The sequence below is a fragment of the bacterium genome (genome assembly GCA_030247525.1).
Taxonomy (GTDB): domain Bacteria; phylum Electryoneota; class JAOADG01; order JAOADG01; family JAOADG01; genus JAOTSC01.
In genome coordinates, this window is the sequence record JAOTSC010000039.1 from 1 (window position 1) to 23,985 (window position 23,985).

The 23,985-nt window shown below is 49.4% G+C and carries 22 protein-coding genes; 21 read left to right on the forward strand and 1 reads right to left on the reverse strand.

Going from position 1 to position 23,985, the window contains the following annotated elements; all coding sequences use genetic code 11:
- On the reverse strand, positions 1-866 hold an 866-nt coding region (locus OEM52_05620), incomplete at its 3' end, for a hypothetical protein (GenBank protein ID MDK9699604.1).
- Positions 867-1,276: 410 nt separating this feature from the next.
- Between OEM52_05620 and OEM52_05625 the strand changes: the two genes are divergently transcribed.
- The 21 genes from OEM52_05625 to OEM52_05725 all read left to right on the forward strand — a co-directional run bounded on the left by OEM52_05625 (position 1,277) and on the right by OEM52_05725 (position 23,817).
- Complete coding sequence (locus OEM52_05625; protein MDK9699605.1) at positions 1,277-2,314, forward strand: hypothetical protein; 1,038 nt, start codon at positions 1,277-1,279, stop codon at positions 2,312-2,314.
- A 30-nt stretch (positions 2,315-2,344) separates the two neighbouring features.
- Entirely contained in the window at positions 2,345-3,019 is a 675-nt protein-coding gene (locus OEM52_05630) for a FecR family protein (GenBank protein MDK9699606.1), read from the forward strand.
- A 94-nt stretch (positions 3,020-3,113) separates the two neighbouring features.
- Entirely contained in the window at positions 3,114-5,564 is a 2,451-nt protein-coding gene (locus OEM52_05635) for a hypothetical protein (GenBank protein ID MDK9699607.1), read from the forward strand.
- A 173-nt stretch (positions 5,565-5,737) separates the two neighbouring features.
- Positions 5,738-7,912, forward strand: a complete 2,175-nt coding sequence (locus tag OEM52_05640; protein MDK9699608.1) for an adenylate/guanylate cyclase domain-containing protein — start codon at positions 5,738-5,740, stop codon at positions 7,910-7,912.
- A 2-nt stretch (positions 7,913-7,914) separates the two neighbouring features.
- The gene (locus OEM52_05645) at positions 7,915-8,799 is read left to right on the forward strand and encodes a lysophospholipid acyltransferase family protein (protein MDK9699609.1); all 885 of its coding nucleotides are present in this window, start codon (positions 7,915-7,917) and stop codon (positions 8,797-8,799) included.
- Entirely contained in the window at positions 8,799-9,623 is an 825-nt protein-coding gene (locus OEM52_05650) for a hypothetical protein (protein MDK9699610.1), read from the forward strand. The genes OEM52_05645 and OEM52_05650 overlap by 1 nt, the downstream gene beginning before the upstream one ends.
- Positions 9,623-10,720: a peptide chain release factor 1 gene (prfA, locus tag OEM52_05655; protein ID MDK9699611.1), complete on the forward strand. Its 1,098-nt coding sequence runs from the start codon at positions 9,623-9,625 to the stop codon at positions 10,718-10,720. Before OEM52_05650 ends, prfA begins: the two co-directional genes overlap by 1 nt.
- Complete coding sequence (gene prmC, locus OEM52_05660; protein MDK9699612.1) at positions 10,717-11,592, forward strand: peptide chain release factor N(5)-glutamine methyltransferase; 876 nt, start codon at positions 10,717-10,719, stop codon at positions 11,590-11,592. The genes prfA and prmC overlap by 4 nt, the downstream gene beginning before the upstream one ends.
- A complete protein-coding gene (gene rnr / locus OEM52_05665; protein MDK9699613.1) occupies positions 11,589-13,886 on the forward strand; it encodes a ribonuclease R in 2,298 nt (765 codons plus the stop codon). Before prmC ends, rnr begins: the two co-directional genes overlap by 4 nt.
- On the forward strand, positions 13,887-15,050 hold the full coding sequence (tgt, locus tag OEM52_05670) for a tRNA guanosine(34) transglycosylase Tgt (protein MDK9699614.1): 1,164 nt from the start codon (positions 13,887-13,889) through the stop codon (positions 15,048-15,050).
- A 74-nt stretch (positions 15,051-15,124) separates the two neighbouring features.
- Positions 15,125-15,457 carry a preprotein translocase subunit YajC gene (gene yajC / locus OEM52_05675; protein ID MDK9699615.1) on the forward strand — a complete coding sequence of 111 codons (333 nt, stop codon included), beginning with the start codon at positions 15,125-15,127 and terminating at the stop codon, positions 15,455-15,457.
- Between the two features lie 9 nt (positions 15,458-15,466).
- Positions 15,467-15,982: a peptide deformylase gene (gene def, locus OEM52_05680; GenBank protein ID MDK9699616.1), complete on the forward strand. Its 516-nt coding sequence runs from the start codon at positions 15,467-15,469 to the stop codon at positions 15,980-15,982.
- Positions 15,983-16,061: 79 nt separating this feature from the next.
- Positions 16,062-17,009, forward strand: coding sequence for a methionyl-tRNA formyltransferase (gene fmt, locus OEM52_05685; protein ID MDK9699617.1), 948 nt, complete (start codon positions 16,062-16,064; stop codon positions 17,007-17,009).
- A 95-nt stretch (positions 17,010-17,104) separates the two neighbouring features.
- Positions 17,105-17,791 carry a zinc metallopeptidase gene (locus OEM52_05690; GenBank protein ID MDK9699618.1) on the forward strand — a complete coding sequence of 229 codons (687 nt, stop codon included), beginning with the start codon at positions 17,105-17,107 and terminating at the stop codon, positions 17,789-17,791.
- 58 nt (positions 17,792-17,849) lie between these two features.
- Positions 17,850-19,262 (forward strand): 16S rRNA (cytosine(967)-C(5))-methyltransferase RsmB, encoded by a 1,413-nt coding sequence (gene rsmB / locus OEM52_05695; protein ID MDK9699619.1) that lies wholly within the window; start codon positions 17,850-17,852, stop codon positions 19,260-19,262.
- Positions 19,259-20,008: a PASTA domain-containing protein gene (locus OEM52_05700; protein ID MDK9699620.1), complete on the forward strand. Its 750-nt coding sequence runs from the start codon at positions 19,259-19,261 to the stop codon at positions 20,006-20,008. Before rsmB ends, OEM52_05700 begins: the two co-directional genes overlap by 4 nt.
- Before the next feature lie 59 nt (positions 20,009-20,067).
- A complete protein-coding gene (rpe, locus tag OEM52_05705; GenBank protein ID MDK9699621.1) occupies positions 20,068-20,727 on the forward strand; it encodes a ribulose-phosphate 3-epimerase in 660 nt (219 codons plus the stop codon).
- Positions 20,724-21,410 (forward strand): MBL fold metallo-hydrolase, encoded by a 687-nt coding sequence (locus OEM52_05710; protein MDK9699622.1) that lies wholly within the window; start codon positions 20,724-20,726, stop codon positions 21,408-21,410. Before rpe ends, OEM52_05710 begins: the two co-directional genes overlap by 4 nt.
- A gap of 10 nt (positions 21,411-21,420) precedes the next feature.
- Positions 21,421-22,365, forward strand: coding sequence for a tyrosine-type recombinase/integrase (locus OEM52_05715; GenBank protein MDK9699623.1), 945 nt, complete (start codon positions 21,421-21,423; stop codon positions 22,363-22,365).
- Between the two features lie 3 nt (positions 22,366-22,368).
- A complete protein-coding gene (locus tag OEM52_05720) occupies positions 22,369-23,172 on the forward strand; it encodes a chitosanase (protein ID MDK9699624.1) in 804 nt (267 codons plus the stop codon).
- Positions 23,173-23,199: 27 nt separating this feature from the next.
- Complete coding sequence (locus OEM52_05725; protein ID MDK9699625.1) at positions 23,200-23,817, forward strand: site-2 protease family protein; 618 nt, start codon at positions 23,200-23,202, stop codon at positions 23,815-23,817.
- Positions 23,818-23,985: the final 168 nt, after the last annotated feature.

Consider the following 23,985-nt stretch of genomic DNA (forward strand, 5'->3'; position numbering starts at 1 on the left):
CCATAAAACCGATATTTTCTGTTTGATTCAGCAGTCGTAATTCTTGAATGGGGTTCGATCCGGATCGTCGCTGGGGATGAGCCATACTGAGAATTGGCAGGGATAACTCTGCCCGTAAGTGAACCTGCTTCAAAGGCAATATCTACTCCAGTAGTAGAATTATTTGTTGGAGTATTTCCACCCGCAGAGCGATGCTCATTATTTCGTATCGCTGTTATCCAATGATATCCGGTCGTTAATCCGTTCAAGGCGAAAAAACCATATTGATCGGTAACTCCCACGCTGTCTAAACCAGAGCCTTCCTCCTTAAACAACGGAATATCAGTTAGCGCTTCGCCTTTTCCCGTTCTTACAATACCCGCTAAACAAGTGTTTGAACTGCTATTTATTTGTACCCACAAATTCGCTTGAACGGTGTAAGGAAAACGTAACTGTGTCCAAACAGTTCGCATAGCTTGACCATCGAGATATACTTCCATCCTCGCAGAATCGCCTCTTTGGAAAGGAGCGCCTGGTGTAGAATTGCCAAAGATAATCGTATACAAATTCGACGCACCAGACCAGCGGATCGAACCGTCGTCTGGATAAACAGAAACACCATACCTTGAACTGAATCTCGATGAGGACCCGCTAATCGACCAAACCGTTGGTGCTGTTTTCAAACTGCACAGAGTAGGTGCATTTGGATAGACGTTAGCAGTTGCAACTTGTTGCCAAGCCGTACCTGCCAACTGGGAAGGATGGACAAGTGGTCTTGAGGAATTCTGTGATTGTCCTTCGTCACGATCGCAACCAACAGAAAAACACACAATCATAATGAAAACAAACAGGAGGAAATACGTATTCGAGACAGGTAAGCGAGTCATTATTGTCTCCAGACGAATTGATTGGGATAGTGTCTTTTCACTATCACCTTTTTGAATTGTTAGGTTCACTAATGACCGATAAGTTATCAATTACTTTTACCGGTAACAAATTGTTATCCGGGAACCACTGAATTTTCATGCAAAGTTTATAAGATCATTTGATGATTATCAGAAAACGCGTTTGTGTTCGACGGGAAGCGAAAAAATTACCGAAAGTGTCGCTTTCGTTGTTACCGGGATTCCAGCTTGCTATATTCATGCGATAGAGTATTCACAATTCTTGCGCGGATATCCCCGGCGGTGACCCCGAGCAAGTCGTTTTCGTGATAGGTAACATCGCATCTTCGCTATTGTTTTCGTACTTTGTTACATTACCCGTTACGAACGAGTCTATTCCGATAGGAGGAAGAATGTTACGAAAACCTGGTATTATTGTCTCAGCGCTATTATTGCTGCTTATGAGTCTACCCGCATTTGCGGTAGTGAACATCACGATTGAAAATTTTATGAACAACGCTCAAATCGTGTATGTCGCCGATCTCGATTTGTTAGAAACTGGCACGGCGCCGGAGTTGTTCCGGTTACGAATCACATCGACAGCACCGATTGTGAATCCAAGACTGAAAATCGAGTTATCGAATGGAAACAACGAGTTAATTGCATACGGTACACTCAACTTAGATGCCGTACAACCAACCGGTGGTTGGGTTGTTTCCAATCAGAATTTTTCCCGTGGCGAAGGAAGCTGGGAGAGTAACGACGAGTTAAGTTCCAACTATCAGAATCAAGTTCTGCGTACTGGTATGATTCCTATCGATACCTACCGTTTCCGTTTTGTTGTCCTGACGGGGAGTCAGGAAATTCCTAACGCTACCGAACGGTTATTCTCGGTTCGTGGAATGGGATATGTTCAGCTCCGTTTCCCGGATCATGATCTTCGTGGACAGACGCCGATCCCATCAACCCTCCCCTTCTTCGTTTGGCAGTCTTCTCAAGAGTATTTCTCGATAAAGATTTCCGAAATGGGAACGGGAGAAACACCGGAAACCGCACTGCAGAATCGTACGAATTGCGAAGCTACCGGTATCACCAGCACCAGTTTTCAATACCCTTCCAGTGGTGTTGTTCCCCTCGAAGCGGGTAAGTACTATGCTTGGCAAGTCACAGCGCGCGTTGTCACATCAAGCGGCAATATGGAAGTCCCATCGGAAATCCGAGTATTCCGCATTGCCCCTGTAGTAACGCCGGAAGGTGCGCAGTTGATGGTAGGATTACAACAAATGCTAACTTCCGGTCCCGGTGCCCGTATTCTTGAATTAATGCAGAATGGAAGTCCTGAAGGTGTTATTTACATCAACGGTGTGCCGGTTTCAACGCAACAATTCTTTGCAATGTTGTCTGAATTCATTAGCGGTAGATACACCATCATTTCGATGCGAGTCGAGTAACCACCACCGCAAACTGTAAAGGAGTTTTCAATGAAACGTTTTAGCGTAATTCTACTATTCATTGCGGCGTTTGCGGTGGGACAGTTTGCCTTCGCAGGCGCTAACAATGTAGCAATCGTTTACAAGGTGAATGGTTCGGTTGAACTTTTCAAGAGTGGCAGTAAAACCGCTGAACCACTTAAAGCAGCAACCCACCTTTCTGATGGCGACAAAATCAAAACCGGAAAAGATGGCTACGCCTTTGTGATCTTTGTCGAAGACAAATCTCAGATCAAAGTGCGAGAGAATTCTACGATATCGATTACGGCAAATCGCACTGCAAATGGTCTTGATAAGCAAGTGAACGTCGATGTTGGCAAATTGTGGACCCATGTAACGAAAGAAGGAAGTCAGCTCCGGGTTGCCACACCAACTTCGGTCGCATCGGTCAAAGGAACGATGTGGTGGACGATAGTTGATGAGAACGGAAATACCCAGATCATTGGATTGGAAGGGATTGTACGTCTCATCAATCGCATAACCAATCAGGAAGGCGATGTCGGGCAAGGCCAAACCGGTGAATCGGGACCTGATGGCATCAGAATTATCCGCACGGTGGGTGGTGTACCCAATCCGGAAGGTACCGGACAACGCAGTACGATGCGGATTCCGTTTACCGACGCTGAAGGCAACAGTCGGGTTCTTATCATCGAATACGAAGAGTAAAAACTATCGTGCGGCGATTCGATTTCTTGGATCGCCGCATATTTATGCCTGTTATTCACTACGTGACAACGCTCACTTTTGAAGCGAGGAAAGTATGAACTCAAGGTACGCATTTGTTTTGTTGGTGTTAGTCTTCGCCTGTGTTGGATGGGCGCAGATCGGCCCGGCAATTACACACACCCCGGTAGCAACTGCTGTAGCGGGGCAACCGGTGACAATCAATTTTGAAACATCGCTATCGACGACCGACGTCACACGTGCAGTGGTAGCATATCGTATTTCTGGAAGCGGCTCCTATACTGAAAACGACTTGATGGCTTCCGGTAACCGGTACATGGGTGAGATTCCTGGCAGCGCAGTCACGGAAAAAGGTCTCGAGTATTTTGTATTTATTACAACTGCATCGGGTACGCGACACACGTCTCCTCCGTCGAGCGATCCTGTGCCAGCATCGCCATTCTCAGTTGCCGTTCGCGCTTCGGGTTCTGCCCAAGCCGGGACAGTGACATTTCAAATAGTTTCGCCCGATCCGAATGAACCTGCCAATGCCGATGAGGAAATCGTCGTGGCTATCGCAGTGTTAGGTGGTACCCTCGATATCGCAACTGTGAAATTAGAACTGGATGGTGCAGCGGTAACCCGTTGGGCAAACATCACCCCGGAACTGATTTCTTTTTTAGCGAAAGATCTCGGTTCAGGGAAACATGAAATCCGGGTGAGTGGTAACACTCCGACCGGGTATGCAATTCCAGCTGTAGCAGTATCATTCAAAGCGGTGAAAGCGTTGGATGTTTCCCGAGCCCGTTCTCCGATTGTTTTTAATGGGAATGCATGGTCGGAAACCCGATATGAAGAAATTCAGCAACCCAGTACAACCACCCCAGGCGATGTAACTGGCGAAGTAAAATGGTGGCAACGCGAGCAAGTGCAGTTTAATGGCAGGTATGGCGCACTTGATTTTGGCGGCCGGTTCTATGTAACGAATGAAGAGCAAAAGATTGAACAGCCTCGCAACCGTTACCAAGTTTGGTTTGGTATGAAATGGTGGAAACTCGGTTTAGGTGACAACAACCCGGACTACACACCATTGACGCTCTCGGGAAAACGTGTTCGCGGGCTTCAATTTGAGTTGCATGGTGGCCCGGCACACCTGGAAGTAGTCCACGGTTATACCGATAAAGCGATTGAGGTGTACGGCACATCGACTCGACACTCCTTTGCCCGCGAGCTTACCGGTTTCCGCAACTGGTACGGCAATCGCGACGGTTCCAAAGGTGGGTTGACCATTGTTAAGGTGAGGGATGATCGTTACAGCATCAATAAAGACTCTGCAAAAACCCGCGGTGTCAATCCAATTGAAAACTTAGTTATCGGCGGAGATTTACAATTGGCGTTCGATCAAAGCCGGATTCTGTTTACCGTGGAAGGTGCAACTTCACTTTACAACCGTGACATTGGTCCCGGCGCTATTTCAAAAGACTCACTCGAGAATCTTCCCGGCGCGCCGTCGATGCCGTTCGATCCATTAGATTACGAGAAGTGGTTTGTCTTGAATCAAAACCTCGTTCCGCTAAATCCTTCGGAAAAGACCAGCATCGCTTATACCGCGGGACTACAGTTGAACTACTTCCAGAATCTCTTCCGGTTAAAGTTCCGTTCGACAGGTTCGGCATTCTATGCATTAGGCAGCCCGTACACAGTGCAAGACGATGCCGGATTATCGTTCAGCGACCGGATTCGATTACTAAACAACCGGTTGTACCTGACGATTGGATACGAAACTGCCCGGAATAACCTCGACAATAACAGCGCGACTGGAACGGTAAAATCTGGTATGATAAATTTTGATGTGAGCTATTATCCCACACAGGAATATCTACCGGATGTTTCGCTCTCGTTCCGTAACAGCAATCGAAAGAATGATGTTGATACTGTGAGCACTTTTATCAATACGACCGTCACACCCAATGACACTACTGTTAACGATAATCGTGTTAAGGAAAGCTTCAATGCGATGACGTTCTATGTTGCAAAGTCGTTCCGGTTTGCCAACTACGATCACAGCGCATCGTTAACGCTGAATAATTTCAAGCGCGACGATAAATATTCCCGTAGCGGCGGTAGTCCGTACAATGCAGTATCGAACGTGATGAATTTATCGTGGAAGACGAAGTGGGTGCCGGATTTATCGACCACTTTGAATTACTCGAATATGAAGAATGAGAATGCGGTATCTGTTTCATCCGGTACCTCGACTGCTTATACGAATGAATCGACAACCTTCTCAACTATCGGAATCCGCGGCGATAAGAGTTGGAAGAAGGAACAGATTACAGCCTTTGCCGGTGTAGCTTCACAGTCGGCAAGTGGTCTTCAGAAGTACAGTAAACTGGGCTTCTCGCTCGGTGGTTCGTACAAGTTCCCATACCAATTTACCGCACGGATTCAAGGCGACTTCAATTCGACCAAGTACGACAACACCGGTGGCTCAAGCACGACGATCAAGGAAAACTTCGCGTGGCTTCGCCTCGAGAAGACATTCTAAGTATTGGAGGTTAGGCAACCCCGAAAGGCTCACGGAACGTAATCCTGCCTGACTACTGAGAGCTGGAGGTTAAGCAATCTTGCCTGACAGTTTACAAAGGGCGCACACCAAGTGCGCTCTTTGTTTGTTTGAAATCGCTTTTCTTTCGATAATCTTCTCCGTATTTTTCCCTTATGGCTACTACCGAATCGAAACAACACTGGTCGGGGTTATGGGTCATTGCGTTTGCGATGATTGTAGGGATTCTCGTCGCAAAAATCAGCGGCGTGGTGCCTGCCCTCGATATCTTCGACGTGCTCGAACGGAAAATGGTCGATTTCCGCTTCCATTGGCGTCAACCGCTTCCCACCGACAGTATCCCGGTTGTAATTGTTGCTGCCGACGATAACACCGAACTGGCGACTGATATGCGCTTTCCTTATTCGCGCAGCGTTTGGGCGCATGTAGTCAACAATCTGAAAGCTGCCGGGGCGAAAGTAATCGTATTCGACGTTCAGTTTGCCACACCCGCTGATAGCGCCGGCGACGCTCTGCTGGCAAATGCGATATCGAATGCGGGCAACGTACTGTTGGGCGGTGAAGTTGTCGTCCAGCAACACCAGAATCTTGCCGACCCGATAGTTTTGGAAGCGCCACCCGCCGAAATCTTTACTGCCTCTGGTGCGCCGTGGGCAATGGTGAATATGCAGGAGGATATCGATAACGTCCAGCGCGATTATTTTACGGTGTATGCGGCAAACGATAAGTATTACCTCTCATTAGGCGTTAAAGCGCTCTTTATGTACCGTGGCATTACCGTCGATACCTCTCAGATTCGCCATACCGGAGAGCATGTCAAAATCGGACCGCTGGATATTCACACCAATGGCACGCAGGTCTTTACTGTGAATTATTTTGGTCCCATCAAAACTTTCCCTACCTATTCCGTTTCGCAAGTACTTGATGATGCCACGTTCGATTTGAAAGCCGGGGAAGATTCCGATTACATGGAACTTTTCCTGTCACCGCCGCCGCCCGGTCTCGATTCGTTATTGGATAAAATCGCCTCGGAAAATCCGTTTAAGGATAAAATCGTGTTAATCGGGAACACGATGCCGGCATTTCACGATTACAAAGCAACACCGTTCGATGGTTATCGGCAGGGGCAACCCCTCATGTACGGTGTCGAGGTACATGCCAACGCCATCGGCACGATGTACACCGGAAATTATCTCGAATGGCTGTCGTTTTGGTGGCAGGTGATTGTTTGGCTCCTCTTCTCATTTATCGTATGGTGGGTAACGGAGCACCGGAACATCTGGGTCGGGGCAATCACGTTACTTGTCGTATTGAGTATTGGTTCAGCTTTCAATGTCTTGCTGTTTGTCAAATTCCGGTACATTGCGGAATCGATTGCCCCCTTGACGACAGTCTCATTTGCCTTTGTGATGACTGTATTGCGAAGAATCTTGCGGGAACAACGCGAGAAAACTAAGATAAAGGGAATGTTCGGTCAATATGTTCCGAAGAAAGTCGTCGGTGAGTTGATTGCGAATCCCGAGATGCTCCGGCTCGGCGGGGAAAAACGACACCTTTCGGTTCTCTTCACCGATGTTGCGGGATTTACTACAATCAGCGAACATCTTTCGCCGGAAGAATTGGTACACTTACTGAATGAATACCTTACTGCTATGACGCGCGAAATTCTTGCGGTCGATGGGATTATCGATAAGTATGAAGGCGACCTCATCATGGCGGAGTTTGGCGCACCGGTTCACTATACCGATCACGCAGTACGGGCAGTCCGCGCTTCGCTGAATATGCAAAAGAAATTAGCGATCCTACGCCAGAAGTGGGAAGCTGAGAAACAGCCGATCCTCTATTCCCGGGTTGGTATCAATACCGGCGATATGATTGTCGGAAACATGGGTTCCGAGGATGTCTTCGATTACACTGTAATGGGCGATGCCGTGAATCTTGCTTCCCGGTTGGAAGGGGTGAATAAACTGTACGGTACGACAATCATGTGTAGTCAAGCTACTTACGACGAATGTAAAGACCAATTCCAATTCAGATTCCTCGACAAAGTCCGGGTTAAAGGGAAATCGCAATTTGTCGGAATTTACGAAGTGTTGGGCGAAAAAGACGAAGAACTTCCCGAAGGGAAACGTAAAGCCATTGATTCGTTTAACTTGGGTCGCCAAGCGTATGAAGAGCGCGATTTCAATACCGCCATCAAGCATTTTGAGCAGGCGATGAAAGACGATCCCGAAGATGGTCCATCCGCGACGTTTTACTACCGTTCGCTCGAGCTGCAAGTAAATGTCCCGGCGAATTGGGACGGGGTTCACACCTTGACGGAGAAGTAGCGATGGTTACGCTCCGGGGACGAATTGAATTAGGATTCGTTAAAGTACTCGAATCGCTTTTTCGTTCGGTCTCACTTAAACGTGCGAGAAGTATCGGAGCGGGAATCGGTGCGCTGCTGGACCTGATTGGCATCCGCAAAACGGTGATGCTGGAAAATCTCCGTTATGCGTATCCCGACGCGCCTGATTCCGATTTGCAGAAGATCGCTTCCGGGGTGTATCGTTCGTTCGGAAAAACCTTAGCCGAATTTGCCCGCTTACCCATACTGAATTCACAGAATGTGCTCGAGCTAATCGAATGGCATGGCTTTGAACAGGTGCAGGAAGCGCTCAAACTGGGTAAAGGTATCATCGGCGTTTCCGGTCATATCGGCAATTGGGAGTGGATGGGAGCGGGTACATCACTTCGTGGCGTTCCGATGACGTATGTCGTCACCACGCAAAACAATTCCTTCATCGAAAAACGGATGGATGAATTGCGCGGCAACTGCGGTATCGAAATTGTGAAACGGAAGGATGCCGCGAAAGGGGTATTACGCGCCTTACGGAGTAACCGGATGGTAGCAATTCTCTGCGATCAGGATGCTCACAAAGAAGGGGTCTTTGTTCCATTCTTTGGCAGACTGGCGTCGACACCGCGCGGTGCGATGGTCTTCGCCCTCCGTACCGATTCGCCCGTATTTTTTACGGAAGGGGTACGGGAAGGGGAACGTTTCATTGTCACCTTTGAGCAAATGGATTTATCGAATCTTCCCACTGAGTTGGATGCCGCAGTCGAAGAGGGGATGAAACGGATTACCGCTCGACTAGAAGCCTCCGTCCGCCGCCACCCCGAGCAGTGGCTCTGGCTCCACCGTAGGTGGAAGACAAATAAGGAAAACAGTTAATGGATTTTGATGCAAAAAAATTATCATCATACGTATACGCACCTGATATCTATGGTATTTTAATACCTGGAATGCTCTTTGTTATTATTGTTACGTTTCTATTTTCTCCTGAGCTATTTTTTTCTACAGATTTATCAATCACTCATTTGTTGATGTTCATAATCGTTTCCTACGTGAGCGGATATATATTTGATGTGTTATCCGTAATTTCACTTTCATTGATAAATCAAAGACACACGAAGAAAATGAGTAAAATTTTAGAGGATAAAGTATTGATAGGGAAATATTCGGATGAATTTAATGAGTATAACGATAGAAATAAAATTGAATTTGAAAGAGAAGAGTATGAGTCGTATTTGATCGAAAGATTGTTAAAAGAAAAATTGAACGAACTATCTTCATTTCCACAGATCAGATTAAATCTGTATTGTACTGCAATCGCTGTGGTTCATGCAATCAAACATTGTGGGTGGAAAGGACTAAGAGGAGAAAAATTACATTTAGAGGATACTGTTATCATTCAAGGGTTGATTGGTCATTATTTGAACGAGAATGCTGAAAAACAATTATTGCAGATAGAAAAATTTACATCAAAATTTATGCTATGTTACAATTTGTCATTTTCCTTTTTTATTGCGAGTATATTATTTGTATTTCGCTGGGATAATCTTTTAATGAGCAAAACACTAAAGGTGATGATAATATCAGCTTTTGTAATGATATCAGTGTTATTTATGTTTAGAGCTTATTTGTTAAATCATGTGAATGCAACAGAATTGATGTTAGCCTTTATCTATTCCGTATCAAAAGAAAAAAAAGAGTAATGGACGAAATCACCCCAGAAATCCGGTCGCACCTCGTTGTGCTGGCGAATCGTGTCCGAGAGTTAGAAGAACTACTCGGAACCAACGACGTATTGTCCGATCCCAAGCAATTGCGGGAGCTGTCGCGCGAACGGCGGCGGTTACAGCCGTTGGTCGAGCAATATGAAAAATTGTTGGTACTCGAACAACAAATCGACGAAGCGAAAGAAGTGCTTGCCAGCGGCGACAACGACTTGCGGGAATTGGCAGAAATCGAATTAGCCGAAGCCGAAGCCGAGCTCCCCTCAGTGTGGAAAGAGCTGAAACCGATGCTCGTCCCCCCCGATCCCGACGACGACCGCGAAGCGATTCTCGAAGTCCGTGCCGGCACCGGTGGGGAGGAAGCGTCGTTATTCGCCGGTGAGTTATTGCGGATGTATCAGCGTTGGATCGAAAAGAAACGTTGGAAGTGGGAACTGCTTTCGATGTCGGAAGCGGAACAAGGCGGCGTGAAGGAAGCGGTCGTCGCCATTTCGAGCGAAGGGGCATACGGTACGCTGAAATATGAGTCGGGCGTTCACCGGGTACAGCGTGTTCCCACCACCGAAGCGCAGGGTCGCATCCACACTTCGGCGGCATCGGTCGCAGTTCTGCCGCAAGCGGAAGAGGTCGATGTCGTAATCGATGAAAAGGAATTGCGAATCGATACCTATCGTGCGAGCGGCGCTGGAGGTCAGCATGTGAATATGACCGACTCGGCAGTGCGGATTACTCACTTGCCATCGAATATTGTGGTGACTTGCAGCGATGAGCGTTCGCAAATCAAAAATCGCGCCCGGGCGATGACGATTCTACGTACCCGATTATTCGACCGTGCGGTTCAGAATAAGCAACAGAAGGAAGCGGCAGCGCGGAAAGAGATGGTCTCGACCGGCGACCGTTCTGCGAAAATCCGTACCTACAATTATCCCCAAAGCCGGATTACCGATCATCGTATCAATCTCACGTTGTACAATCTCCCGGAATTTCTCGGCGGTGAAATCGACGATATGCTGAAAGCGCTGGCAATCGCCGACCGTTCGGAGCGGCTTGCCCGGATGGTGCAACACCCGTCGTGAAAACTGTCCGCGACGTTCTTCTCTCCAGTCAACAATACTTGGAGCAAACCGGAAATTTCCTCCCGGCGGATGCCCGCCGGGAAGCGGAATTCCTCATTGCGGCGGTACTGGGCTGTAAACGGATCGAAGTCTATTTGCGGCACGATCAACCGTTGCGCGAACAGGAATTGTCGTTATTGCGCGACTATCTGAAAGCGCGCGGGAAACATATTCCGTTTCAAAGAATCGTTGGCACAGTAGAATTCCTGAATGAGAAAATTCCGGTGCCCGAGCATGTGTTTATACCCCGCCCGGAAACGGAGGAGTGGGTCGCTTGGCTGATTTCGCTTCCGGAAACCCTTTTCCCAATACAAAAGCCGCCGGAACGAATTTTCGAGATCGGAGTCGGCTCCGGGGTCATTGTAAACTCCTTACTCAAACATTGGAAGAATACCACTGCTGTCGGTATCGATATCAGCGAAGCGGCGATACAAAACGCCGGTGTCGTGGCAAAATCGCTGCGTAACGAAAACCGTCTTTCACTCCAAAAAATTCGCGCCGGGAAATTTTCCTTAAACCCCAACGAAAAGCGATTCGATTTGGTCGTATCCAATCCCCCTTACATTGCCGAAACCGAGCGCAGCTTGCTCGCTCCCGAAGTCTTAAATGATCCGCCGGAAGCGCTATTCGGCGGTACCGACGGATTGGAAGCGTATCGCACCTTTGCCATAAAACTGCCGGAATGGTTACAACCAAACGGAGCTTTTGCTTTTGAGATTGGTTATCAACAAGCGGATTCAGTTACTGCCATTTTGCAACCAATCGCCAAGAGCATATTTGTACGGAATGATCTCGCTGGATTGCCGCGACTCATTGGAGGAATCCTCGCATGAAACGGACGCAACAAATCCTGGAGTTACTACGTGCCTTTTCCGACACTCCGGTACCCGAATCGTTTTTGATTCGGAAAATCGGCGTACCACCGAAACAAGTAGGGAGATTTACCGAAGCGCTGGACGAGTTAGTTGCCGAGGGGCGAATCGTGGACACTGGACACGGCTATGTTCTTACATCGCAGCGCCGTGAAGTTGCCACTGGCCGCATCATCATCAAAGATGAAGGATTCGGGTTTCTCGTTCCGGAGCAAGGGGAAGGGGAAGACTTCTATGTTCCGCGCAGCGGTTTCGGTTTAGCCCGGAATGGCGACACTGTTTTGGCAAGCGTCCGTCGGCTTGGTGGCGGCAGAGCGGAAGCGTTTGTGCAAAAAGTTCTCGAACGTTCCACCCGCGCAACTTTAGGGTTATATGTCGGCGGCGGTGGCGGCGGGTATGTCATTCCCGAGAATTTACCCGGTGTTCGGCGAATTCTAATTGCTGGCGGCAATACCTGTGGAGCGAAAGATCAACAAAAAGTCGAGGTGGAACTTCCCGAGAACCAACCGCTGCAAGAAACGCTCAAAGGGCGCATTGTAAACGTTCTTGGTTATCCCGGCTCGTTGGCTGCGGAGCGAGCGACCCTGTTACGGATGCACGGTTTCCCGTTGGTGTTTACGAAGGAAGCGATAGCTGCCGCCGAAGCTTTGTCCGCTGAAGAACTTACGGCAAGCGATGACCATCGGGAAGATTTAACCGATATGGTTTGTTGTACCATCGATCCGGCGAGTGCGAAGGATTTCGATGATGCCGTGACATTAGAACCTCGCGGCGACGGTTGGCTGGCTGCGGTTCATATTGCCGACGTCTCGCACTATGTGACACCGGGCAGCGAGATCGACCGGGAAGCGGTGAAGCGGGCAACTTCGGTGTATCTGCCGCAAGGCGCTTCGCCAATGTTACCGGAGAAACTCACAGGTGATATCTGTTCGCTTCGTCCAAATGAAAGGCGACGAGCTGTTAGCGTCATTTTTGAGATTACCGACGAAGGCGAGATTCTTTCCCGAAAAGTAGTGCGTTCGTGGATTCAATCGCGACGACGATTTACCTACGAAGAAGTGCAGGAACTCCTCGACGAATACGACCGGAAACGCGGCTCGGCGAATCGCTGGAGCAAACGGCTCGATTATGGAATAGCGGAACCGTGGGAAGCGCGGGTTGCCGGATACCGTTGGTTCGCAAGGATTTTACGCGAAGAGCGGTTTGCATTAGGTGGTTTAGAGTTTGAGACCGAAGAAGTCGAAGTTGAATTAGATACACACGGAAAAGCCGTTCGCGTCTATCCCCGCCCTCGGATCGAAAGTTATTCGGTAATAGAAGAGTGGATGTTGTTGGCGAATCGCACCGTTACCGAATTGTTTGAGCAACGGATCGGTAAGAAGTCGCCGTTTGTATATCGCGTCCACGAAAAGCCCGACGATGGAAAGGTGAGCGAATTCGTTCTGTTTGCCGAGGATCTCGGTTATCCGTGGACGGGTGGCGATCCCACCGATTCGCTTGCCTTGCAGAAATTCATTCACACTTTACAGAATGCGCCCGATTCGCATTTGCTAAACGATATGGCGATTCGCAGCATGATGCGCGCACAGTACACCACCGAAAATGTCGGACACTTCGGTCTTGGCTTCGATTGGTATACCCACTTTACGAGTCCGATTCGGCGTTATCCCGATGTGATGGTGCATCGACTGCTCATCGATTTTCTCATCGAGAAAACGAAGAAACGGGCTCCAGACTCGCTCCATGAAGAGCTGGTGAAACTATGCCGCCACAGTTCCGAACGGGAGCAGGCAGCCACCGAAGCCGAACGAGAGGGCGTCAAGTGGAAGCAAGTGGAATACCTCGAGCGTTTCCTCGAGCAGACGTTGGAAGCCGTCATTGTCGCTGTAAAAACGCGCGGTGTGTTCATTCAACTGGTGGATACGCTCGCTCAAACATTTCTGCCGGTTGATCGGTTGGCGAATGAGTACTTGGTGTATCATCCCCGTAGCCATGTTCTGCGCAGCCGCTCGGGGCGTTTCGTCTACCGGTTGGGCGACCGGATTCAAGTGATGGTCGATCAAGTCGATTTGGTGCGGCATCGGGTGGAATGCTCATTGGTTACCGAACGGAAACTGCTGCCGAAAGTGTTGGATACCGATAGTGATGTGCCAAAAATCGAGCGGAAACAGAAATGGAACGAGCGGGTAACCGGCGGCAGGCACCACTCAAAACAAAAACCGATGAAACGAAATCCCCACGGAAGACATCGTTAAATGAGTCTCGACGAAAACAACTCACAACCATTCCGGTTTGAATTATTGACCGGGGAAAAAGTCTCGTCCCGCCGGGGACGGCTCTATACACCCCACGGTATTATCGAAACGCCGACCTTTTGGCCGGTGGGAACCATCGGCGCAGTGAAGTTATTGACGCCTTGGCAACTGCTCGCGACGAATGCCCAAGGGATGTTATCGAATACCTACCATTTGATGCTGCGGCCAGGCACGAAAGCGTTAATTGAATTGGGCGGGTTGCACCGATGGGGATGTTGGCAAAAACCACTCTTAACCGATTCGGGTGGCTTTCAAGTAATGTCCCATGCTCCTCGCCGCAAACTCTCGGAGGATGGTGTCACTTTTCAATCACATTTGAATGGTGACACTTTTCATTTGACCCCGGAAGAATCGATCGGAATTCAACGCGCTATCGGCGCTGACATCATCTTCATGCTCGATGTCTGTCCCCCCTTTGGTGCACCGGAAATAGAGATGCGGGAAGCCCACGAGCGTACTTTGCGGTGGGCGAGTCGTAACCGGCAGGCTTTCCGGGATTTACCCCCGTTATATGGCAACGAGCAAACGCTTTGGCCGGTGGTACAAGGGGGAACCGACCTAACCTTGCGGAAAGAGTCGGCTGAAGCATTATCGGAAGGGAACGACTTTGGTTATGCCGTTGGCGGATTAGCGGTCGGCGAACCGAAGGAACTGATGTGGCCGGCAACCGCGGCTGTTACGGAAACGCTGCCGGTTCATGCTCCGAAACATTTATTGGGAGTTGGAACACCCGAAGATTTACTCGATGCGATTGTGTTGGGTATCGATTCCTTCGATTGTGTGCTACCTACCCGGAATGCGCGGCACGGCATTGCTTTTACCTCGCACGGTATCGTCCGGATCAAGAACGAGAAGTACAAATTGGATGAATTACCGCTTGATCCTACTTGTAAATGCGATGTTTGTAATGGTGAAACCGGAGGAATTTCGCGATCACTGCTCCGGCACTTATATTTTGCAGCGGAACCGAATGCTCAGGCATTACTTACGTATCATAATGTAACCTATTATCATCGTTTGCTTTCCGATGCCCGCTCTGCTATCGAACAGAACCGGTATCCGTCCTTTGTCGCGGAAACGAAAGCGCGATGGCGCGAATTATAAAACTTTGAATCATCCGGATGAGGGCATCTCAGAAAGCACTCATTACCACGGAAAGGAACACGGAGAAACGACCCATGCATTTCAATTGGATTTTACTACAAGCGGCTTCCAATCCGCAACAACCGCAAGGTATGTCGCTGTTCGGCTTTTTGCCGATTGTCCTGGTGTTTGTCGTGATGTATTTTTTCTTAATCCGACCACAGGCTAAGAAAGCGAAAGAGCATCAGAAACTGCTCGATTCAATTACTGCCGGTACTGAAATTGTAACCAGCGGTGGTATTCACGGACGGGTGAAGGGTGTGAAGGGTCAGAACAACGAAATTCTGATTTTGGAGATTGCCGAAGGATTAAAAGTCGAAATCGACCGTGCCGCTGTGGCGCGGGTGAAAGGTGGAGAGGGTAAGTAACCGGTGAAATTGGGTGTTCGGATTTTTGGCGACCGGGTTTTAAAGCAACGAGCGGAACCGGTTATTGAGTTTGACGATTCGTTACGCGAGCTAACGGAAGCGATGAAGGAGACGATGTTAGAGTCCGATGGTATCGGACTTGCCGCTCCGCAGGTCGGCGTTCTGAAACGACTTTTCATTATGGGGGTACCCCATAATATGAAAGAGCGGGAAGGCGCTCGCGAATGGTATGTAGTGATTAATCCCGTGTTTCTCGAAAAGTCCGATACCGATGTCGTAATGGAAGAAGGGTGTTTGTCGTTTCCCGGCTTGTACTTTGAAGTCGGTCGTCCCGATGCGGTTTCGATTAAGTATCAGGACGAATATGGCAATGAGAAAACCCTCGACGCCGAGGGGGTGCTTGCCCGCGTTATCCAACACGAATACGATCATCTCGATGGTACTCTCTTTATTGATAGGATCTCGGCTTTCAAGCGGTCACTACTCAGAAATAAGTTGAAAAAACTACAGGAAGAAAACCAATAACGGAAACGAACAAGAAAGAAAGTAGCGGGCGGGTGAATATCCGCCCATCGTCTTTTAATCCATTCAATGCATGAACAATATGAAACTTGTATACTTCGGCACACCGGATTTTGCGGCTAAGATACTGCACGGACTGCTATCCAATCCGTTGGAGGCTGAAGTAGCGCTGGTCGTTACCGGGAAAAGCAAGCCCCGCGGTCGGCATTCCTTGGTTCCCACCCCGGTCGCTCAAACCGCGCAAGAATTTGCTCTACCGGTATTCGAGTGCGACTCCCCCAAAGACCCCTTACTGGTGCAAACAATTCAAGAAATTCAGCTCGATTTAGGTGTAATCGTTGCGTGGCGAATTTTACCGGAGGCGGTTTTTGCTGCGCCAAAACTCGGAACGATTAATTTGCATGGTTCGTTGCTGCCGTTGTACCGCGGGGCTGCGCCAGTGCAACGCGCCGTCTGGAATGGAGCGAGGGAAACTGGACTTACCGTGTTCCGGTTAGACCGTAACATTGACACCGGAAACATCCTCCTATCAAAGAGCGTTGAAGTATCAAAGAGCGATACGAGTGGCGATATCTTTGAGAAGTTTGTTCCGGTTGGTATCGATTTGCTACGGGAAGCGATTCATCGGTTTGTAATGGGAATTGTTGAAACTGTGCCACAACCGATGATTGGCGCGACTCCCGCCCCTAAAATTAAACCGGAGGAACGCTGGATCGACTGGACACAACCAGTGGAGTATGTGCGGCGTCACATCCATGCTTTATCGCCAGAACCGGGGGCAGTTACCATTGTCGACAAAGAACGCGTATTACTTTATCGAGTGGCTGTCGATTTAAATGCAACCGAAACAGCGCCACCCGGCACTATACGAATTGAAAAGAAAAATTGGCGGGTTCGATGCGGCGACGGTTGGCTGCAAATCATAGAAGCGGCGCGTGAAGGTCGTAAAGTGTTAACTGGTTCCGAATTTGCGAACGGTATGGTGTCGTGGAATGGAAAGCGCTTTATAGATGAAGTCAGTCCACAATAATATGTTTTTCTCGTATCACATGATGCACAAATGGAATGTAGTTGTGCTTGTCAGGAAGATAGTAAGGTTATCCCATATGGGAGGAGTAAGTTAGGATGTTTCCGATTTTCGATTCGTCGATGCTGATTGTTCTTCCCGCCGTAGCTTTGGCGTTCTGGGCACAATCGAGAGTACGTTCGTCGTATCAAAAGATGTCGCAGATTTCGTCGAGTTCTGGTTTGACCGGAGCGCAAGTTGCTCGTCGAATTCTTGATAGCAATGGACTGCACGACGTAAAAGTCGAAGCGGTCCAAGGTGAGTTGTCGGATCATTACGATCCGCGGGATCGCGTAGTGCGATTATCCGAAGGAATTTTCGGCAGCCGGTCGCTGGCGGCGTTAGGGGTTGCCGCACACGAATGCGGGCATGCGATCCAACACGCTTCGGCGTATGCTTTTTTGAAGTTTCGCCACACCTTGCTGGGACCGGCGAACATCGGTAGCACACTTGCGATTCCGATGTTTTTAATCGGGATGTTTATTAATGCTTTTAGTTTTTTGACAACCCTCGGAATCGTATTTTTTTCGTTCGCGGTGTTGTTTCACATCATTACACTACCGGTTGAATTTGACGCTTCACGCCGAGCGTTGCGAATTCTTGGCGGCAGCGGTTACATTTCCGATTCGGAAATCTCCGGTACGCGAAAAGTTTTGGATGCCGCAGCTTGGACTTATGTCGCTTCGGCTTTAATGGCAGTCTTACAACTCATACAATTACTCGTGATGCGCGGACGCGAAGAGTAAGAACAGATGGCAACTGATGTATCAATCGAACAACTTAGACAACGGGGGAGTTCATCCAATGGAAGAAATGAAAACTGGAAACACGCTGCCGCGAGGTGAAAAAGGGCGCTCGGGACCACGGAATCCGCAAGCGGGAGCGGAACGCAACCAACGCGCACTGGCAAGACAAGCGGCAATGGAAGTACTAACCCGCATTGAAAAACCTGGTCCACCGTTATCGGTTCGTCTGAGCCGGGTGTTTGAAGATATGGAACTTTCCGATGTCGACCGTGCACTCGCTACCGAGTGGTGTAGTGGTGTGTTACGACAACGTTCAACTTTGGAAGGTTGGTTGGCTTCCTTATACCAAGGACCTATGACGAGATTGCGACCCGATTTCCGTTGGCATTTGCTGATGGGATTGTATGGTTTGCGATTTCTGGACAAAGTGCCCCATTACGCCGTCGTTTTTGAAGCGGTCGAAATGGCACGGGCGAAGTATGGCGAAGGCGCTGCTCGACTAACCAATGCATTACTACGCAGTGCTCAATCCTCCGAACCGCCGGTGGCAGCAACCTCAACAATCGCTGACGAATTTGCGGCGGAGTATTCACATCCGGTATGGTTGGTGAAAAGATGGATCGATGCCCTGGGTGAAGCTCGCACGAAAGAATTGCTCGAGTGGAACCAATCACCCGCACCGCTCTGGGTGCGGATCAATCCACTTCGCACCACCGTCGAGCAGTTCATGAAAATCCTCGCCGATGAAGGCGTCGAAGCGCGACAATCGGAGTATTTACCGGAATTTGTCGAGTTAATCGGTCGGGTTCGACTTCGCGGCTGGGCGCCGTTGGTGGAAGGGAAATGTACCGTACAGGATTTTGGCAGCGGTATTCCAGTCCACATCCTCGATCCGAAACCGGGCGAACGAGTTCTCGATCTCTGCTCTGCTCCGGGCGGTAAAACGACGCAAATCGCTGAACGGATGAAGAACGAAGGAAAAGTCGTGGCAGTCGATGTCAGTGAGAAACGGTTGGAGTTGGTGAAAGATGGCGTTAAGCGCCTCGGATTAAGCTGTATCGAGCCGGTGCTCATGGACGGCCGCGAGTTTGCCTTCGATGAGTTGTTCGATGCGATTCTAACCGACGTTCCGTGTTCGGGAACTGGCGTCATGGCGTCCCGCGCCGATTTACGGTGGCGGCGGCAGGAAAGCGATCTCGACGAACTGAAGTCGTTACAGTCACAACTTGCTGATCGCGCGGCAACGCTATTGAAGCCGGGGGGAAGATTGGTATATTCCACTTGTTCCCTCGAACCGGATGAGAACCAACGGCAAATCCATGAATTTCTCGAACGGCATCCCGAGTTTTACATCGAAACCGGCGAAGATAAACTTCCGCCATTCCGGGTCGATGAGGGAATGTGGCAGTCGTGGCCGCCCCGCGATAAATTCGGTGGCACTTTCGTAGCTCGATTGGTGAAGCGAATGTGATTTCCTTACTACAAGGAATTGGTCGTGCGGCAGCCCGAGTGTTGGTAATTCTCCTCACTTGGGCTGTCCTCATTTTAGTCGTCGACAAAGTCGCGTTGCCATTCTATACCCGAAAATTTACCGAGTCGCAAGTACCGAAATTGACCGGGCTTCCCTTGTATGAAGCAACCCAAGCGGCGGAACATGCCGGGTATAAAGTGGTGCGTGAGCGCAGCCGTCCTGACGCGAAAGCCCTACCCGAAACAGTCGTTGAACAACGTCCCAGTTCCAGTGGAAGAGCTAAAGCTGGTCGGACGATTTATGTCACAGTTGCCGCTCGTGCCGCTCAAGTGAGCGTTCCCAATTTGTTTGAGTTATCTCCTCGCGAAGCAGAGTTAAAAATCGATGAATCCGGGTTGACATACCTTGGTCAAAGCTCAGAATTTGTCCCCTCAGATTTGATCGCTCCCGGTTTTGTAGCGCGTCAAGAACCCTCGGCTGGCACGTTGGTAAAACTGGCGACGCCGGTTCGTATTTTCCTTTCCAGCGGACCGGAAGAAGGGAAAGCGACGGTACCAGATCTCTCGGGAATGACCATCGAGCAAGCAGCGAGTAAGGCGATGGCACTGGGATTTATCTTATCCGAACCGATGTATGAACGAAGTCTTAGTGTGAGTGAGGGGAGAGTTTTGCGGCACACACCCGAACCAGCGACCGTTGTTGCTCGCGGTACTTACATTGACCTGATCGTTTCGAGTGGAAAGTAAGAACTATCAAAGACCCGCAACTCATCTAATCATTTTGTAACTCGATCCCCGGAGTATGCATGAACAACTCAATATATCTCGCCCCTTCTCTCCTTGCCGCTGACTTCTCGCAACTCGACCGGCAACTTGCCGCAGTGGAGCAAGCCGGCGCCGATTGGATTCACTTGGATGTGATGGACGGTCGATTTGTTCCTCCGATTACATTCGGTGATGTCATTTGCTCAGCTGTAAAAAAATGCACAAAACTTCCACTCGATGTTCACTTGATGATTGTTGAGCCGGAGCGACAAATTGAAGCATTCGCAAACGCGGGTGCCGATTATCTCACTGTGCATGTTGAGACTTGTCCTCACTTACAGCGGGTATTGCAGGAAATTCGTAAGGCGGGTATGAAGCCGGGAGTAACGCTAAATCCGGGTACATCAGTAAAGCTGCTGGAACCAATACTCGAAGAAGTCGATTTAATCCTTGTGATGTCGGTGAATCCCGGGTGGGGTGGTCAATCGTATCTTCCCATCGCCAATACTAAATTGCGGCAATTATCGTTGTGGCGGAAAGAATTCAATTTGAGCTACCGGATCGAAGTTGATGGTGGAGTCGATGTGAAAACAGCGAAAGCGGCGGTAGAAGCTGGCGCCGATGTATTGGTAGCTGGGACCGCTGTGTTTCGCGGTAACATTCCCCATAACATCCAAGCCCTGCGCGAGGCGATTCAATGAGTGATTTTGGCGATACCATGTACCGCGATGACAAGGTAGAGATTTATTGTGTTGTAGTTGGCGCATTGGAAGTGAATTGCTATTTGGTGATTCATTGCAATAGCCGGAACTGTTGGATTGTCGATCCCGGCGGCGATCCCGATGCGATTACTGCCGAGGTAACAAAACGGTTTGCGAATCCGGTTGCGATTGTCAATACCCACGGTCATGGTGATCATATTGGCGCGAACACGGCGATAAAGCAACACTACAACATTCCGATTTGGGCTCCGGTTGGCGACGCTGAAATGCTTGCCGATCCTTGGAAGAATTTTTCAGCGGCATACGGTTCGCCAATAACATCACCTGTGCCGGAGCGATTGTTGCTCGATAACGAGCAACTTTGGCTGGACGATATTGCCTTTGAAGTGCGCCATGCTCCGGGGCATACGACCGGTGAGATTTTGCTCTATCACGCCGATGTACTGCTCGTGGGTGATGTGTTATTCGCCGGCAGTGTTGGCAGAACTGATTTACCCGGCGGCGATAGTGAGCAGTTGTGGCAATCGATTAAAAACAGAATACTTACATTGCCGGAAACCACAATTATACTACCCGGTCACGGCCCCGCGACTACCTTAGAGTTGGAGTTGCAGTTAAATCCTTTTATTCAGGACGACGGTAAATATTTGCGCGAGATGTAGATCAACGATAATGAATAACGAACCTTCCAGCATCTTTTCCGATTTTCTCAGCGCTTCCCGGATGGAAGGGGCAAGTGAAGCGACCGTATCGGCATATTCAAGCGATCTTGCGATTTGGCAAGTAGCCCTTGACCAAAAGGGAAAGAACGTTGATCAGGTAACCACATCCGAATTAGAAGAAATATTACTTATATGGCTAAAGCCAACGAATGAGGAACCGGGTGTCGCGCGCAGCACTTTACAACGTAGAGTTTCTGCACTCCGCAGCTACTATAATTGGCGGTTGCGGATGCGGCTTGGCGACCGTAATCCCGCCGAAGCGGTAGCAACGCCGGCTCATCGACGACCATTGCCGAAAGTATTGTCGATTGAAGAAGTCGGTTCGATCTTGGATCGACCGGATACCTCAACCACTGCCGGGTTACGCGACCGGGCGATTCTTGAATTGTTGTATGGCACTGGTGCACGAGTTAGCGATGTGGTCGGATTGGAAACGAATCGACTGTTTCTCGAAGATGGCTATTTGGTTTATTACGGGAAGGGGAGCAAAGAGCGTCAAGTGCCGTTGGTCGGTGCTGCGGCGGAATGGCTCCGCCGTTGGTTAGTCGATGGCAGACCGGAATACGTTGCGAAGTGGTTAAAACGAAAACGTTCCGTGCGAAAGCAGGCGCCGGATATCACAGTTTTTCTCAACCAGCACGGCGGTCCGCTCACCCGCGATGGGATCACAAAAATCGTGATGCAATACATCCTGTCGGCATTACCGAAAGGGCGGGCATCGCTGCATTCCTTTCGCCATTCCTTTGCGACCCACTTACTGGAGAATGGCGTAAATCTTCGCATTGTGCAGGAGCTGCTCGGCCATGTGTCGATTGAAACCACTGTGATCTACACCCATTTTTCACGGGACTATCTCGCCGATGTCGTCCGTAATTGTCATCCGCGCAGTAGATGAGTTATGATCAAGCAAATTCACATACTGTCAATTCTGAGCATATTCTTGTTGATGGCGATTAACATCTCATTCGCACAAACCGAGTTCACATCCGATCAACAGCGACGGGCAAATCAATTGGTATCGCTATTTGAACACGGCACCATCGAGATTCGATACGACGATGTTGATAACTTAGACGATGGGCGCGGCTACACTTGTGGACGTGGAGGGTTTACCACCGCTACCGGTGATGTTTTGGAAGTTGTGAAACGATATTTAAAGCATTATCCCGATTCGCCGTTGTCTGTGTATCTACCCGAGTTAAAGCGATTAGCGAAGGCTAAGAGTGATGCAGTTGAGGGGTTACCCGGATTTCCCGAAGCGTGGAAAGCAGAATCGGAAAAGCCCCAGTTCTGTGATGCACAGGACGCAGTGATCGATGAGTGGTATTGGAAACCGGCGCAAACGGTAGCGGAAAAGAATGGCATTGTTTCACCGTTAGGAATCGCGATTCTGTTCGATACGATTATCCAACACGGAGACGGTTCTGACGCAGACGGCTTAGGTTCCCTGCTCCGCCGAACCCGCAGCCATTGCGACGGTTCGCCCAAAGGGGGTAAAGTTACCGAAGCGAAATTCCTGCGGGTATTTTTGGCAACCCGTCGGGCGACCCTGGAGCATGCCCACGATTCCGATACCCGAGAAGTATGGTCAAAATCGACCGGACGGATCGATGTGTTGGAATCGCTCTTGCATGCAGGTAACTTCGAGTTGCAGGGACCACTCAAGATTCGTACGAAGCACCACAAGGCAAATATTCCTTAAAGTTTCTTGGTTGTAATGAACGAAAACATGTCACAACTCTTCATCTGGCTCTTGTTGCTGCCGCCGCTTGTATTGTCGTTGACAATGCACGAGTATGCGCACGCCCGGATCGCGTATTTGTTGGGCGATCCTACTGCCGCGCAACGGGGACGCCTGACGATGAATCCGTTGAAGCACATCGATTGGCTCGGTTTGTTTTTGCTGTTTGTGATCAAGTTCGGTTGGGCGAAACCGGTGCCGGTGAATCCCAATTACTTCAACAACCCCCGCCGCGATATGCTCTGGGTTGCACTTGCCGGGCCAGCCACCAACTTGACGATCTCTTTGGTGTGTGCTGTATGGCTTCGATTAGTTGGATTTGATGGTGGTGCGAATGACTTAATCCAAGCAGTCGTCGAGTACACGATGGTAGTAAACGTTTATCTCGCCATCTTCAATTTGTTGCCAATACCACCGCTTGACGGTTCCAGAATTTTAACTGGTTTGCTACCCGAAAGACTTGCTGTTGCGTATGCTTCACTGGAGCGGTATGCACTATTTCTTATTGCCGGACTATTTTTATACATTCAGTTTGTCGACCAGAAGATTGTCCATCAGTTAGTGGGTCCCTTTACCAATCTCATTTACTCTGTTGCAGGAGGCTAAGTCGGGTATGCGGACACGTTGGTTTCTGATTCTGTTAGCAGTTAGTGTGCTATCCTTTGGGGTAGCAAATGCAATCCGTTACAGTCATAAACTACCGCCTAAGCCAGCCGAGCCAATTGTCCTCGATACCGCTGCCGCCAATGAGAGTGCCATTGAAGAGGATATTCC